Here is a 13,821-nt window from a genome sequence, read left to right as displayed (position 1 = left end):
ACGATGGGCTTTTTTCGCCGACAACAACCTGATCTCACGCGCTTTTTCTTTCTATAACGCTATACTGCACAAAATTGGTGCATATCTCCGGGAGACTGCTACATGGCAAGCGGCGCGCTGCCCGATGCTGGGCAGATCCTCAACTCTTTGATCAACAGCATCCTGCTGGTTGATGACGACCTGGCGGTACATTACGCCAACCCCGCAGCACAACAGCTGCTGGCGCAAAGCTCGCGCAAACTGTTCGGCACCCCGCTGCCGGAACTGCTGAGCTACTTCTCCCTTAATATCGACCTGATGCGTGAAAGTTTGCATGCAGGCCAGGGCTTTACCGATAACGAAGTGACGCTGGTCATCGACGGGCGCTCGCATATTCTCTCCCTGACGGCGCAACGCCTGCCGGACGGGCTGGTGCTGCTGGAAATGGCGCCGATGGATAACCAGCGCCGTTTAAGCCAGGAGCAGCTTCAGCATGCTCAACAGGTGGCGGCACGCGATCTGGTGCGCGGCCTGGCGCATGAGATTAAAAATCCGCTGGGCGGCCTGCGCGGCGCGGCACAGCTTTTGAGTAAAGCGCTGCCCGACCCGTCGCTGCTGGAATACACCAAAGTGATCATTGAGCAGGCCGACCGCCTGCGCAATCTGGTCGATCGCCTGTTAGGGCCGCAGCAGCCGGGTATGCACGTTACCGAAAGCATCCATAAAGTGGCCGAACGCGTGGTGAACCTAGTGTCGATGGAGCTGCCGGCTAACGTCACGTTAATTCGCGATTACGATCCCAGTTTGCCGGAGCTGGCGCACGATCCTGACCAGATCGAGCAAGTTTTACTCAATATCGTGCGCAATGCGCTTCAGGCATTAGGACCGGAGGGCGGCGAAATTATTCTGCGCACCCGCACCGCGTTCCAGTTAACACTGCATGGCGTACGTTATCGCCTGGCAGCAAGAATCGATGTGCAGGATAACGGCCCGGGTATACCGCAGCATCTGCAGGATACGCTGTTTTACCCGATGGTCAGCGGCCGCGAAGGCGGCACCGGGCTTGGCTTATCGATTGCACGCAGCCTGATTGATCAACACTCAGGCAAAATTGAATTTACCAGTTGGCCAGGCCATACCGAGTTCTCGGTATTCCTGCCTATTCGGAAGTAGAGGTGTTTATGCAACGAGGGATAGTCTGGATCGTGGATGACGATAGCTCCATCCGTTGGGTGCTTGAACGCGCGCTCACCGGGGCAGGCTTGAGTTGTACAACGTTTGAAAGTGCCAATGAAGTGCTTGATGCGCTGACCACCAAAACGCCGGATGTTCTGCTTTCGGATATTCGCATGCCCGGCATGGACGGGCTGGCACTGTTAAAACAGATTAAGCAGCGCCATCCGATGCTTCCGGTCATCATTATGACTGCCCACTCGGATCTGGATGCAGCGGTAAGCGCTTATCAGCAGGGAGCATTCGACTACCTGCCTAAACCGTTTGATATTGATGAAGCGGTGGCGCTGGTTGAACGCGCTATCAGCCACTACCAGGAGCAGCAGCAGCCGCGCAATGTGCAGGCTCTCGGCCCGACCACCGATATCATTGGCGAAGCGCCGGCGATGCAGGATGTGTTTCGCATTATTGGTCGTCTGTCGCGCTCATCGATCAGCGTATTGATTAACGGCGAGTCCGGCACCGGGAAAGAGCTGGTTGCCCATGCGCTGCATCGCCACAGCCCGCGCGTCAAAGCGCCGTTTATCGCGCTCAATATGGCGGCAATCCCGAAAGATTTGATTGAATCGGAGCTGTTTGGCCACGAGAAAGGGGCCTTTACCGGCGCCAACACCATTCGTCAGGGGCGATTTGAGCAGGCCGACGGCGGCACGCTGTTTCTTGATGAGATTGGCGATATGCCGCTCGATGTGCAGACGCGTTTGCTGCGCGTGCTCGCCGATGGGCAGTTTTACCGCGTGGGCGGCTATGCGCCGGTGAAAGTCGATGTGCGTATTATTGCGGCGACGCACCAGAACCTGGAGCTGCGCGTGCAGGAGGGGAAATTCAGGGAGGATCTGTTCCACCGCCTGAATGTTATCCGCGTGCATCTGCCGCCGCTGCGCGAACGCCGGGAAGATATTCCGCGTCTGGCGCGCCACTTCTTACAGGACGCGGCCCGTGAACTGGGTGTGGAAGCGAAGCTGCTGCACCCGGAAACCGAAGCGGCTTTGACCCGTCTGGCATGGCCAGGCAACGTGCGCCAGCTGGAGAACACCTGCCGCTGGTTAACGGTGATGGCGGCAGGCCAGGAAGTGCTGATTCAGGATCTGCCCAGTGAACTGTTTGAAGCTACCGCGCCGGACAGCCCGTCGCAGAGTTTGCCGGACAGCTGGGCGACGCTGCTCGCGCAGTGGGCCGATCGCGCGCTGCGTTCCGGTCATCAAAATCTGCTCTCGGAAGCGCAACCGGAGATGGAGCGCACCCTGCTGACCACCGCGCTGCGCCACACTCAGGGGCATAAACAGGAAGCGGCACGCCTGCTTGGCTGGGGGCGCAATACCCTTACGCGTAAGTTAAAAGAGCTGGGCATGGAGTAAACGTAAAGCGCGATCCGCCCGCGAAAAGTGCTGCTATTTTGTGCTTTACTGTTCGTCGCAGTGCAGTATGATCTTGCGCGTGCAGGGGGGTTATCATGCTGGAATCGTTCATTCATCTGGTTACGGCTGGCGCCTCTGCCAGCCATACGCCACAAACGGCTGTCGCAGCGCTGCTGTGTGCAACGCTGGTCGGGCTGTTTAGCTAGCGGTTTAACAGGCCTGGTGCTTTTGCAGGCCTGTTAAATCACCCGCGAGAACTGCTGTAGCCGCGCTTTCTGGCGCAGATAGACATCGAAGCACATGCAGATGTTGCGAATCAACAGACGCCCTTTCGCCGTTACCTGAAGCCCCTGCTTATCCCTCTCCACCAGCCCATCTTTGATCAATGGCGCAAGCAGTTGCAGATCTTCAGCAAAGTAGTCCTGGAAATCGAGATCCCACGCGCGCTCAATATCGCTGAATGAGAGACGGAAATTACAGATAAGCCCTTTGATCACATCCCGGCGAATACAGTCATCGCGGGTCAGCGCAATGCCGCGCCACAGCGCATTTCCCTGCTCATCAACCTGCTGATAGTAGTGTTTGAGCTCTTTCTGGTTTTGCGCATAGCTGTCGCCAATCATGCTGATGGCAGAGACGCCAAGGCCCAGCAGATCGCTGTCGCCCTGAGTGGTGTAACCCTGGAAGTTGCGGTGCAGCACGCCGTTGCGCTGGGCAATCGCCAGCTCATCATCCGGACGGGCAAAGTGATCCATGCCGATAAACTGATACCCGGATGCGGTCAGCGAGGAGATGGTCTGCTGCAGGATATCGAGCTTCTGCTGCGCCGAAGGCAGATCCGCGTCTTTGATTTTACGCTGGGCGGCAAAGAGCGTCGGCAGATGCGCATAGTTGAAGACGCTTAAGCGATCGGGGCTGAGTTCGGCAACGCGTTGCAGCGTATAGGCGAAACTCTCCGGCGTCTGTTTGGGCAGGCCATAGATCAGGTCAATATTGGTCGAGGTAAAGCCGATGTCGCGCGCGTGGTTAAGCAGAGCAAAGATAAAGGTTTCATCCTGTTCGCGGTTAACCAGCCGCTGCACCTCTTTATTAAAATCCTGCACGCCCATGCTGAGGCGGTTAAACCCTTCCCCGCGCAGATGGTCGAGCACATCCAGTTCAATTTCGCGCGGGTCGACCTCAATGGAGATCTCCGCCTCGGCATCAAAGGCGAAGTTGCCGCGCAGCAGCGCCATCAGGCGGCCGATCTGTGCTTTGTTGAGATAGGTTGGCGTACCGCCGCCCCAGTGCAGCTGGCTGACGTGACGGCCTTTAAACAGCGGCGCGCGGTGGATAATCTCCTGCTCCAGCGCATCGAGGTATTGATCGGCTTTATGCTGCTGGCGGGTGACGATTTTATTGCAGCCGCAGAAGTAGCAGAGCTTGTGGCAAAACGGGATATGAACGTAGAGCGAAAGCGGACGTTCAGGGTAACGCGCCACGGCGCGGTGAAAATCCGCTTCGCCAAAGGCGTCAGAAAACTCAAGCGCGGTGGGATAGGACGTGTAACGCGGCCCGGAATAGTTATATTTCTGGATCAGGGCCAGATCCCAGTCGATGACGTGCTCAGACATTGCTTACTCCTTCCGATGACGCCGCTGGCGATACCGGCGGCCTGGGCCGATCCCGTTTCGGGTTATCAGCCGGTTGCGCAGCCACTGTTTGCGCCGCGACAACCGCTGTAGTTTAACGAATAACCACACCAGATAACATATAACCGGAAGGGTTATAAGCAGGACGGGAAGCCCCATAAGAAAGGATTAGTTGCCGCCCTTGAGCAGACGCATCATATCTTCCTTACGCTCCTCTTCCTCTTCTTCTTCGTCATCATCGTAAGAGAGGCCCAGCTTCTGCATCAGCTCATCAATACGATCCAGTTTGGCATCAACCCATTTCTGCTCGTCGGCGCTCAGGGTTTCGCCCTCTTCAAGACGTTCAAGTAGCGCATCCAGGCGCTCATCCGTTTCCAGCATCTCTAATTCAGCCTGCGGTGAAAGCATAGGTTTCTCACTCTTCGGTTTGTGCTGCTTAGTGACTGGCGTGTCGGTAACACCCAGCGGAATCGGTGTTTTACTGCCAATACGCGGATCTTTCTGCGCTTTGCCCTTGCCGGAGCCTGAAGCGTTATCGCCACCGTTCGCGCGGCTGCCTGAAGCGTTGCCGCGATGCCGTTTATCACGCTTACGTTCGCGGCCTTCCTGGTTCAACTCTTCACGGGTTTTACGGCGCACTTTGCCGCGCGGTTGGGTAGACGGTTTTTTCATCATAGGGGTCTTAGGTGGTTTTTCATCAGTATAGAATTGCGGCGGAATCTAGCAGAAAGCAAGCAAAGAAAAAAGGCGGCAGTGTAAACTGTCGCCTTTTTTCTTGACCCTGACCCGTAAAGGGCTCTACGTTCCCTGTTTGCTATCAACGTGCCCTGTTTTTCCATTAGCATCAACACTCCGTGTTGCGGTCCCTCTCCTTGTGAACGTCTCCTGACGTTTTCCTCTGGTCTTCGCCTCCTGGCGCTCCCGACCCCTCAATCCGTGAGTTATCCTTTCCTGTAAAGCGTCCTGCTACAGGGCGTTACTTTACCTGTCTCAGAGAAAGAGACAAGTATGAATACCCTTACAAACGTTAAATTAAGAGAATTCCACAAAACTAAGTCATTGATTGTATTGTTATTGAATATTTTTAAACCTGCAACTACTCCGAAAGTTCGCAACGTATAAAGGGCAAATATCCTACAAAGCGCGCGGCAATCACCTACAAAGAGGAATGATGCGAGAAAAACAGTCTTTTACGTGGGTTCAGGTATAATCCCCGCATGCTTTAACGATGGAGACGACCGTTTTGACTAACCTGAATTACCAACAGACGCACTTTGTCACCAGTGCGCCTGATATTCGCCACTTACCCGCCGATACCGGCATCGAAGTGGCATTCGCTGGCCGCTCCAACGCCGGAAAATCGAGCGCACTCAATACGCTAACCAATCAAAAGAGCCTGGCGCGCACCTCTAAAACGCCGGGCCGTACCCAGCTAATCAACCTGTTCGAAGTCGTAGAAGGCAAACGCCTTGTCGACCTGCCCGGCTACGGTTATGCCGAAGTGCCGGAAGAGATGAAAATCAAATGGCAGCGCGCGCTGGGTGAATATCTGGAGAAACGTCAGTGCCTGAAGGGGCTGGTGGTGCTGATGGATATCCGCCACCCGCTAAAAGATCTCGACCAGCAGATGATCCACTGGGCGGTAGCAAGCGAGATCCCTGTGCTGGTGCTGCTGACCAAAGCGGACAAGCTCGCCAGCGGCGCGCGCAAAGCGCAGGTTACGATGGTGCGGGAAGCGGCAATTGCCTTTAACGGCGATGTGCAGGTTGAAGCGTTTTCGTCGCTGAAAAAACAGGGCGTGGATAAACTGCGCGAGAAGCTGGATAGCTGGTTCTCATCCATTGCGCCAGCAACAGAAGACGCAGGCGAATAACCCTTCTGGCGCGGCGTCCGCTGCGCTTTATTGCTTTCTTTCGCGCAATAAAAAACGCCCCAGTCATTACTGACTGGGGCGGCTAAATATTCAGCCAAATCCGATTACGTGAAGTAAAAGGTCTGAAAGATAGAACATCTTACCTCTGTACCCTACGCGAATAACTCTACTCCCTTTTTGGATCTGGAAAAAGGACTTTTTGTAATTTCTTTTCAATTTTTACATACGGAATTCTAATGATTGTCACAAAAACGCCGCGTTATGTTGCTTAGTTACAGAAAAGTCCTTTTCCTGGCGCAGGCTTAGTGCGCTTGATCCCAGTTTGGCCCGCTTCCCACTTCCACCAGCAGCGGCACATCAAGTTGGGTACTGCTCTCCATCAGCTCATGGATCTTCTTCGTTACCGCCTCGATATCCTCTTTATGCACCTCGAACACCAGTTCATCGTGTACCTGCATGATCATCCGCACGCGCGGCTTCTCTTGCTGTAACCACGCATCGACGGCGATCATCGCGCGTTTGATGATATCTGCCGCGGTGCCCTGCATCGGGGCGTTGATCGCCGCGCGCTCGGCACCCGCCCGACGGGCAGCGTTGCTCGATTTGATGTCCGGCAGATAGAGGCGGCGACCATCGAGCGTTTCAACATAGCCGCTCTCTTTCGCCTGCGCGCGGGTACGCTCCATATACTCCAGCACGCCAGGATAGCGCTCGAAGTAGAGATCCATATACTTCTGCGACTCTTTGCGCGGAATATTGAGCTGGCGCGAGAGGCCAAAGGCGCTCATGCCGTAGATCAGACCAAAGTTGATCGCTTTTGCGCTGCGGCGCTGCTCATTGCTTACGCTATCCAGCGGCAGGCCAAACACTTCCGCCGCCGTTGCGCGGTGAATATCCTGGCCTTCAGCAAACGCTTTCAGCAAACCCTTATCCCGTGAGAGGTGTGCCATGATGCGCAGCTCGATCTGCGAGTAGTCCGCAGAGACGATGACGTAATCTTTCGGCGCGATAAAGGCCTGACGAATACGACGTCCCTCTTCATTGCGCACAGGAATGTTTTGCAGGTTAGGATCGGTGGAGGACAAGCGTCCCGTCGCGGTCACCGCCTGGTGGTAAGAGGTGTGTACGCGCCCGGTTTTCGGGTTGATCATCAGCGGCAGCTTATCGGTGTAGGTCGATTTAAGCTTCGCCAGACCGCGATATTGCAGGATCACTTTTGGCAGCGGGTAATCCAGCGCCAGCTCTTCCAGCACCTCTTCTGAGGTCGACGGCGCGCCGCCCGGGGTTTTCTTCAGCGGTTTAATACCCTGTTTTTCAAACAGAATGGTTTGCAGCTGCTTGGTCGACGAGAGGTTAAACGCTTCGCCCGCGATCTCATGCGCTTTTTGCTCCAGCTCCGCCAGACGCAGGGTCAGCTCCTCAGAGTGCTTGTGCAGCACAGCCGGATCGATATTGACGCCGTTGCGTTCGATGCGAGAAATAACCGGCACCAGCGGCATTTCAATATTCTGGAAGACATTCAGCGGGCCAGCGTGCTGTTGCAGCTCTGGCCACATCGCCAGATGGAGTTGCAGCGTGACATCAGCATCTTCCGCCGCATAATGCCCGGCCTCTTCCAGCGCAATCTGGTTGAAGGTCAGCTGGTTTTTACCTTTCCCGGCGATCTCTTCGAAGGTCACAGTTTTGTGCTTCAGCCAGCGCTGAGAGAGGCTGTCCATATCATGACGGCCAACAACGCTATTGAGGATGTAGGACTCAAGCATGGTGTCGAAGGCGATACCGCGCAGTTCGATGCCGTAATTTTCCAGCACGCCGCGATCGTATTTCAGGTTCTGGCCCACTTTGAGAAGCTTTTCATCTTCCAGCAGCGGTTTCAGCAGTTCCAGCGCGCGGTCGCGCGGGATCTGATCCGGCGCATCAAGGTAGTCATGGGCAACCGGTACATAGGCCGCCACGCCAGGTTCGATAGCAAAGGAGATGCCGACCAGATTGGCACTGATGTTATCCAGGCTATCCGTTTCCGTATCGAAGGCAAACAGCGCCGCGCTTTTCAGTTTGCCGATCCAGCTTTGCAACGTCTCTTCATCAAGAATGGTGACGTAGTTTTCAGCAGACAGGATAGCCGTCGGGATATCGGGCTCCGCTTCTACCACAATCGTTTCCTGCGGCTTCGCGGCTGGCTTGCTTCCTCTCGCCTGCAGCCATTTTCCGGCTTCGACATCCGCCGTCCAGCGCTTGAATTCGTAACGCTTAAAGAGCTCCACCAGCGCTTCGGTGGCCGGCTGCTGAACTTCGAGCTGTTCGCTCGTCAGCTCCAGCGGAACGTCGGTTTTGATGGTCGCCAGCTGGTAGGAGAGGTAAGCGACCTCTTTATTCTGCTCCAGCTTCGCCGCCATGGTTTTCGCACCACGGAAGCTCAGTTCGGCAATCTTCTCCGGCGCGGCATAGAGCGAGTCGAGACCACCCAGCCCTTGTAACAGCGCCTGCGCGGTTTTTTCACCCACGCCAGGGACACCGGGGATGTTATCGGAGGAGTCGCCCATCAGCGCGAGGAAGTCGATAATCAGCTCTGGCGGTACGCCATATTTGGTAACGACCTCTTCCGGCCCCAAAATGGTGTTGGACATGGTATTGATCAGCGTGACGTTTGGTGTCACCAGCTGCGCCATATCTTTGTCGCCGGTACTGATCAGCACCGGACGCCCTTTTTTGTCCGCTTCACATGCCAGCGTGCCGATAACGTCATCCGCTTCAACACCCGACACCGCCAGCAGCGGCAGACCCATCGCTTTCACCATTGCATGCAGCGGCTCAATCTGCGCACGCAGATCGTCCGGCATCGGCGGGCGGTGGGATTTGTAATGTTCGAACAGCTCATCACGGAACGTCTTACCCTTCGCATCAAACACCACTGCGACATGCGTCGGCTGATACTGCAGCAACAGGCTGCGCAGCATATTCAACACGCCGTACATTGCGCCGGTGGGTTCTCCAACGCTGTTGGTCAGAGGTGGAAACGCATGATACGCGCGATAGAGGTAAGAGGAGCCGTCAACAAGAATGAGTGGGTTTTCGGGGATCTGAACCATGATATCCATGCCTGTTTTTTCAATTTACGCTAAAGGATGCCACAGACAGGATGAAAACATGAGTTTTTCCCGGTAAATGGCGGAAAAGATTTCGCGATCGTCGGGATCCCTCGCAGAAACATCCTGTGGATAAGTTTGTGCACAGTTTTTAATTGGCTGGATTTTTGTGGCTTTTCGTGGATCGTAAAAATATACAAATCCATTAAAATCAACACATTGAGAAGATAAAAAGGATCGCTGTTGCTTTTTGGTGATAATCTGCTCTGTGTGGATAGAAGAAAAAGGGCATTGCATTCTTCTTTACTATCTATCAAAAGCGCTGAATAAGGTTTCCCCATTGCCGCACTCGCTTTTCTGATAAAATCGGCGCCTTGCACACCTTTTAGCGAGCATTTTGCTGCTAACTTTTTGAAATATTTAATCATGTCGAGACTACCCGCGGTTATTACGCTCTTTTTTAGCGTTCTGTTAACCATCCTGCTTACTGCTGTCTGCTCTGTGCCGATTATTATCGCCGGCCTGATAAAACTGCTTATTCCGATCCCGCGTTTTTGGCGGGCGATCTCTGCCTTCTGTAATGTGATGATGGCTTGCTGGTGCGAAGGCCTCTACTGGCTGCTGCGCCTCAATCCCCGGCTGGAATGGGATATTCAGGGTCTGGAGGGATTGAATAAAAGAAACTGGTATCTGCTTATTTGTAACCACCACAGTTGGGCAGATATCGTGGTGCTGTGTGTCCTGTTCCGCAAACAGATCCCGATGAACAAGTACTTCCTGAAGCAGCAACTCGCCTGGGTGCCCTTTATCGGCCTGGCGTGCTGGGCGCTGGATATGCCTTTTATGCGCCGCTACTCACGAAGTTATCTGCTGAGGCATCCTGAAAGACGGGGCAAGGATGTTGAGACAACGCGCCGTTCGTGTGAGAAGTTTCGCCTGCAGCCGACAACGATGGTGAATTTTGTTGAAGGATCGCGTTTTACAGAAGAGAAACGGCGTCAGACACGCTCTTCGTTTAAGCATCTGCTGCCACCAAAAGCGGCGGGTATCGCGATGGCGTTAAACGTTCTGGGTAAACAGTTCGACAAAATGCTGGATGTGACGCTTTGCTACCCGGAGAACGATCGCACGCCCTTTTTCGATATGCTCAGCGGCAAATTGACCCGTATCGTGGTGCGTATTGATCTGCTGGCGGTTCACGAAGGGTTGCATGGCGATTATATTAATGACAAGAATTTTAAGCGCAGCTTTCAGCAGTGGCTGAATGGGTTATGGCTCGCTAAAGATGAACGTATAGACGCCATCAAAGCCACCTGTAAAAACGCCGGTCAGTGACCGGCGTTATCTTTACTTCTTCTCAACCAGGAACTTCACCGTATCAGCGTAGCTTTTCACAAACGCATCAAGGCTACTGCCGTCCATACCGCGTTGATCGATCTGGTATTTACCGTTGACGAACATCGCGGGTACACCCTGCAACTGCAGATCGGCCGCAGCTTTCTCTTGCTGGGCAACCAGTGATTTCACCACGAAGCTGTTCCAGGCAGCGTCGTACTCTTCGCCCTTCACGCCGGCTTTGATAAATACGTCACGAATGTCAGCAACGGTTTGAACAGTCTGCGTTTTTTGTACCGCTTCAAACATCGGGGAGCTGATTTTATCTTCCACGCCCAGCGCCATGGCTACTGCCCAGGCCTGCGTCATCTCTTTGCCCAGCGGCCCCAGGAACTCGACGTGGTATTTGGTCATTTTTGTCCCCTGCGGCAGTTTCTTTTTCACCGCTTCGGAGACGTGCCAGACCTGCTCAAAGTCGTAGCAGTGCGGGCAATAGAATGAGAAGAACTCCAGCACCTGCGGTTCACCGGCGACCGGCTTATCCAGCGTGTTGAACTGCTTACCTTCGGTAATGTCTGCTGCCGAAGCGCTAAATGCCAGAATCATTCCTGCCAGCGCCAGCCAAATCTTCTTCATGGTCAACTCTCTCCGTTTAATACATGGGGGTTAATGCTAAAGGGGGTTCTTGCAGAACCTTCACCTGTTCAAGAAAAATGTGCGTCTGATTGCGCCAGTGATCTTCGCTGTTCAACCAGGGGAAATTTTTAGGAAACGCGGGATCGTCCCAGCGGCGGATAAGCCACGCCAGATAGTAGACCAGACGCATGGCGCGCAGCGGTTCAATCAGGGCAAGCTCCGCGGTATCAAACTCGCAAAACTCTTCGTAGGCTTCGACGATCATCTCCAGCTGCATGCGCTGCTCGGCTTTATCACCGTGCAACAACATCCATAAATCTTGTACCGCCGGGCCATTACGCGCATCGTCTAAATCGACAAACATTGGGCCATCTCGCCAGAGAATATTCCCGGCATGACAATCCCCATGCAGACGCAGCACGTTGGCGCGATTATGCCAGTGCGCCATAACGGCATCGATAAGCTTATCAACTGCGCTCAAAAACGCCTCTTTTAAGCTTGTCGGGATTAGCGCGGTGGTCTCAAAAAGCTGGCGCGGCTCGCGCAAATATTCGTTCACCCCCATGTCAGGACGATGGGTAAAACGCTTTTGACGACCGGTCTGGTGCAAACGACCAAGGTAGCGGCCAACCCACTCCATCTGATCGAGGTTGTCCGCTTCAAACTGGCGGCCGCCGACGCTCGGGAAAACGGCGAAGAGAAAATCCTGGTGGGTGAGTAAGGTTTCATTATTAAACGCGAGCGGTGCGGCGACCGGCACATCATTCTCTTGCAGGTCGAGCGCAAACTGATGCTCTTCGCGTATCTGTTCCGCTGACCAGCGCTGCGGGCGGTAGAACTTCACGACATAGCGGCGGCGATCTTCGTCCTGAAACTGATAAACACGGTTTTCGTAGCTATTAAGCGGAGTGAGGCCGGAATCGACCCGGATCCCCTGCGCGAAAAGCGCATCCATGATGGTATCCGGGTGAAGCGTCTGGAAAGTAAAAGCGTTACAGGTCATCCTGGGATCCGAAAATACGACGAATGATTCAGGATATCATTTTGGGCCGTTTTCGGTGGCTCCTCTTACAAGGTTTTACTCTTTAATCACGCCGCGGGCGCGCAGCAACGCGGTTTTGAAATCCTCTTCGTAATCTTTTTGAATGCCCGGGATCGCTGCGTCTTTTGCCGAGTCGCGCATTTTCAGCTGATAGATCAGGATGTCATCACTTAAATCTGCCAGTTCGCCTTCATAACCTGACTCTTGCGCCAGTTTCTGTAAAAATTGCATTAAATTGAGTTCGGGCTCTTTCTGCCAGGCTGGCTGGAGAAGTTCGATAACTTCGTTAAGGCGTTTACATTTCATGTATCTGCTCCTTATTTTGTGTTCCGACACGTTAGCAGGGTCAATCCCACAATAAAAGAGGCGTTACTGGTGAAGGATAGCAGTGCAGTACTCGGCGTCGTGCTGGCTGGCGGCAAAGCGTCACGTATGGCGGGCAAAGACAAAGGGTTGCTGGAGCTTAACGGTAAACCGCTCTGGCAACATGTCGCCGGGCGATTAGCACCCCAGGTGAAGAGCGTGGCAATCAGCGCCAATCGCAATCTTGATACCTATCGCCTCAGCGGCCTGCCGGTCATTGAGGACACTCTACGTGACTTCCCGGGCCCGCTTGCAGGGATGCTGGCTGCTTTACAACAGTGCGAAGCCGAATGGTTCCTCTTTTGCCCCTGTGATACGCCCTATATTCCGGCCGATCTCTTATCGCGTTTACTGGCCGGCCGCGGCCAGGCTCCGGCAGTGTGGGTGCATGATGGCGAACGCGATCACCCTGTGATTGCTCTGCTTCATCGGGACCTTTCACCGCGCCTGGAAGCATGGCTGGCACAAGGTGAGCGCAGGGTTATGATGTTTATGCGCGAAGCAGGTGGGCATGCGATAGATTTCAGCGATCGCCGTGCGGCATTTGCCAATGTGAATACGCCTGACGATCTCGCGCGTTGGCAGGAGAGATGATGATCCCATTACTTGCGGTGGCGGCCTGGAGCGGAACGGGTAAGACGACACTGTTGAAAAAACTTATTCCTGCACTATGCGCGCGAGGCATTCGTCCCGGCTTAATCAAGCATACCCATCATGATATGGATGTTGATACGCCGGGCAAGGATAGTTATGAGTTACGTAAGGCAGGCGCAGCACAGACGCTGGTCGCCAGCAGCCAACGATGGGCATTAATGACGGAAACCCCTGATGAAACTGAGCTGGATCTTAACTGGCTGGTCAGCAGGATGGATGCGACAAAGCTGGATTTGGTGCTTGTAGAAGGCTTTAAACATGAACCGGTGCCTAAGATCCTGCTTTGGCGCGCAGAGTGTGGGCATGACATTAGTGAGTTAACGATAGATGAGCATGCGATCGCGGTTGCGAGCGATGTTGAACTGGCGCTGTCTGTACCGGTGCTGGATATTAATGATATTGAGGAAGTTGCGGAGTTTGTCTTGCAGTGGTTAGGACAGAAAGAGGCTTTTTAAGCGCTACTTGCCATTTTATTGGGCGTTTTTTCCCGCAGAAAGCAAAAAACCCCAGCCGTGAGGCTGGGGTTCTTCTTATTTGATGCCTGGCAGTTCCCTACTCTCGCATGGGGAGACCCCACACTACCATCGGCGCTACGGCGTTTCACTTCTGAGTTCGGCATGGGGTCAGGTGG

The 13,821-nt window shown here is 54.3% G+C and carries 15 protein-coding genes and 1 rRNA gene; 7 read left to right on the top strand and 9 right to left on the bottom strand.

The window, feature by feature from the left end:
* The first annotated feature begins 102 nt into the window (after positions 1–102).
* The 3 genes from glnL to SOM48_RS20950 all read left to right on the top strand — a co-directional run bounded on the left by glnL (position 103) and on the right by SOM48_RS20950 (position 2,776).
* Positions 103–1,152: a nitrogen regulation protein NR(II) gene (gene glnL / locus SOM48_RS20960; protein WP_023479377.1), complete on the top strand. Its 1,050-nt coding sequence runs from the start codon at positions 103–105 to the stop codon at positions 1,150–1,152.
* 8 nt (positions 1,153–1,160) lie between these two features.
* Complete coding sequence (glnG, locus tag SOM48_RS20955) at positions 1,161–2,570, top strand: nitrogen regulation protein NR(I) (protein ID WP_128483941.1); 1,410 nt, start codon at positions 1,161–1,163, stop codon at positions 2,568–2,570.
* A 95-nt stretch (positions 2,571–2,665) separates the two neighbouring features.
* Complete coding sequence (locus tag SOM48_RS20950) at positions 2,666–2,776, top strand: YshB family small membrane protein (RefSeq protein ID WP_094192975.1); 111 nt, start codon at positions 2,666–2,668, stop codon at positions 2,774–2,776.
* 33 nt (positions 2,777–2,809) lie between these two features.
* Here SOM48_RS20950 and hemN read toward each other — a convergent pair whose 3' ends face one another.
* Both hemN and yihI read right to left on the bottom strand, forming a co-directional pair.
* The gene (hemN, locus tag SOM48_RS20945) at positions 2,810–4,183 is read right to left on the bottom strand and encodes an oxygen-independent coproporphyrinogen III oxidase (RefSeq protein ID WP_320512938.1); all 1,374 of its coding nucleotides are present in this window, start codon (positions 4,181–4,183) and stop codon (positions 2,810–2,812) included.
* A gap of 186 nt (positions 4,184–4,369) precedes the next feature.
* Positions 4,370–4,873 (bottom strand): Der GTPase-activating protein YihI, encoded by a 504-nt coding sequence (gene yihI / locus SOM48_RS20940; protein ID WP_042712325.1) that lies wholly within the window; start codon positions 4,871–4,873, stop codon positions 4,370–4,372.
* A 571-nt stretch (positions 4,874–5,444) separates the two neighbouring features.
* Between yihI and yihA the strand changes: the two genes are divergently transcribed.
* Positions 5,445–6,074, top strand: coding sequence for a ribosome biogenesis GTP-binding protein YihA/YsxC (gene yihA, locus SOM48_RS20935; protein WP_023479300.1), 630 nt, complete (start codon positions 5,445–5,447; stop codon positions 6,072–6,074).
* Positions 6,075–6,164: 90 nt separating this feature from the next.
* On the opposite strand, the gene spfP is transcribed toward yihA, so the two are convergent.
* From spfP to SOM48_RS20925, 3 genes are all read right to left on the bottom strand, one after another.
* Positions 6,165–6,212, bottom strand: coding sequence for a small protein SpfP (spfP, locus tag SOM48_RS22795; RefSeq protein ID WP_071892919.1), 48 nt, complete (start codon positions 6,210–6,212; stop codon positions 6,165–6,167).
* Positions 6,213–6,376: 164 nt separating this feature from the next.
* Positions 6,377–9,163 carry a DNA polymerase I gene (gene polA, locus SOM48_RS20930; RefSeq protein WP_288882147.1) on the bottom strand — a complete coding sequence of 929 codons (2,787 nt, stop codon included), beginning with the start codon at positions 9,161–9,163 and terminating at the stop codon, positions 6,377–6,379.
* 29 nt (positions 9,164–9,192) lie between these two features.
* Positions 9,193–9,588 carry a hypothetical protein gene (locus tag SOM48_RS20925; protein WP_320512937.1) on the bottom strand — a complete coding sequence of 132 codons (396 nt, stop codon included), beginning with the start codon at positions 9,586–9,588 and terminating at the stop codon, positions 9,193–9,195.
* Between SOM48_RS20925 and SOM48_RS20920 the strand changes: the two genes are divergently transcribed.
* Complete coding sequence (locus SOM48_RS20920) at positions 9,587–10,495, top strand: acyltransferase (protein ID WP_320512936.1); 909 nt, start codon at positions 9,587–9,589, stop codon at positions 10,493–10,495. The genes SOM48_RS20925 and SOM48_RS20920 overlap by 2 nt on opposite strands.
* A gap of 12 nt (positions 10,496–10,507) precedes the next feature.
* On the opposite strand, the gene dsbA is transcribed toward SOM48_RS20920, so the two are convergent.
* The 3 genes from dsbA to SOM48_RS20905 form a co-directional block, all read right to left on the bottom strand.
* Positions 10,508–11,131: a thiol:disulfide interchange protein DsbA gene (gene dsbA / locus SOM48_RS20915; RefSeq protein WP_128483946.1), complete on the bottom strand. Its 624-nt coding sequence runs from the start codon at positions 11,129–11,131 to the stop codon at positions 10,508–10,510.
* A 16-nt stretch (positions 11,132–11,147) separates the two neighbouring features.
* Positions 11,148–12,134 (bottom strand): serine/threonine protein kinase, encoded by a 987-nt coding sequence (locus tag SOM48_RS20910; RefSeq protein WP_128483947.1) that lies wholly within the window; start codon positions 12,132–12,134, stop codon positions 11,148–11,150.
* A 75-nt stretch (positions 12,135–12,209) separates the two neighbouring features.
* Entirely contained in the window at positions 12,210–12,479 is a 270-nt protein-coding gene (locus tag SOM48_RS20905; protein ID WP_312203635.1) for a YihD family protein, read from the bottom strand.
* Between the two features lie 66 nt (positions 12,480–12,545).
* Here SOM48_RS20905 and mobA point away from each other — a divergent pair, with 66 nt between their 5' ends.
* Together mobA and mobB are read left to right on the top strand one after the other, a co-directional pair.
* Positions 12,546–13,130 (top strand): molybdenum cofactor guanylyltransferase MobA, encoded by a 585-nt coding sequence (gene mobA, locus SOM48_RS20900; protein ID WP_139966916.1) that lies wholly within the window; start codon positions 12,546–12,548, stop codon positions 13,128–13,130.
* Positions 13,130–13,645 carry a molybdopterin-guanine dinucleotide biosynthesis protein MobB gene (mobB, locus tag SOM48_RS20895; protein WP_320512957.1) on the top strand — a complete coding sequence of 172 codons (516 nt, stop codon included), beginning with the start codon at positions 13,130–13,132 and terminating at the stop codon, positions 13,643–13,645. Before mobA ends, mobB begins: the two co-directional genes overlap by 1 nt.
* An 84-nt stretch (positions 13,646–13,729) precedes the next feature.
* On the opposite strand, the gene rrf is transcribed toward mobB, so the two are convergent.
* Positions 13,730–13,821 (bottom strand): 5S ribosomal RNA (gene rrf, locus SOM48_RS20890); the annotation flags it as partial.

This window comes from Kosakonia sp. CFBP8986, from assembly GCF_034044935.1.
Taxonomy (GTDB): Bacteria; Pseudomonadota; Gammaproteobacteria; order Enterobacterales; family Enterobacteriaceae; genus Kosakonia; species Kosakonia cowanii.
The sequence above is the reverse complement of the archived record's forward strand: the minus strand, read 5'-3'. Positions and strand labels throughout refer to the sequence as shown.

What these genes read in the sequence shown, in the direction of transcription:
- polA (WP_288882147.1), bottom strand. Translation starts at nt 9,163, where the DNA reads ATGGTTCAGATCCCCGAAAACCCACTCATTCTTGTTGACGGCTCCTCT.
- hemN (WP_320512938.1), bottom strand. Translation starts at nt 4,183, where the DNA reads ATGTCTGAGCACGTCATCGACTGGGATCTGGCCCTGATCCAGAAATAT.
- SOM48_RS20910 (WP_128483947.1), bottom strand. Translation starts at nt 12,134, where the DNA reads ATGACCTGTAACGCTTTTACTTTCCAGACGCTTCACCCGGATACCATC.
- glnL (WP_023479377.1), top strand. Translation starts at nt 103, where the DNA reads ATGGCAAGCGGCGCGCTGCCCGATGCTGGGCAGATCCTCAACTCTTTG.
- SOM48_RS20950 (WP_094192975.1), top strand. Translation starts at nt 2,666, where the DNA reads ATGCTGGAATCGTTCATTCATCTGGTTACGGCTGGCGCCTCTGCCAGC.
- SOM48_RS20905 (WP_312203635.1), bottom strand. Translation starts at nt 12,479, where the DNA reads ATGAAATGTAAACGCCTTAACGAAGTTATCGAACTTCTCCAGCCAGCC.
- SOM48_RS20925 (WP_320512937.1), bottom strand. Translation starts at nt 9,588, where the DNA reads ATGATTAAATATTTCAAAAAGTTAGCAGCAAAATGCTCGCTAAAAGGT.
- SOM48_RS20920 (WP_320512936.1), top strand. Translation starts at nt 9,587, where the DNA reads ATGTCGAGACTACCCGCGGTTATTACGCTCTTTTTTAGCGTTCTGTTA.
- yihI (WP_042712325.1), bottom strand. Translation starts at nt 4,873, where the DNA reads ATGAAAAAACCGTCTACCCAACCGCGCGGCAAAGTGCGCCGTAAAACC.
- dsbA (WP_128483946.1), bottom strand. Translation starts at nt 11,131, where the DNA reads ATGAAGAAGATTTGGCTGGCGCTGGCAGGAATGATTCTGGCATTTAGC.
- mobB (WP_320512957.1), top strand. Translation starts at nt 13,130, where the DNA reads ATGATCCCATTACTTGCGGTGGCGGCCTGGAGCGGAACGGGTAAGACG.
- glnG (WP_128483941.1), top strand. Translation starts at nt 1,161, where the DNA reads ATGCAACGAGGGATAGTCTGGATCGTGGATGACGATAGCTCCATCCGT.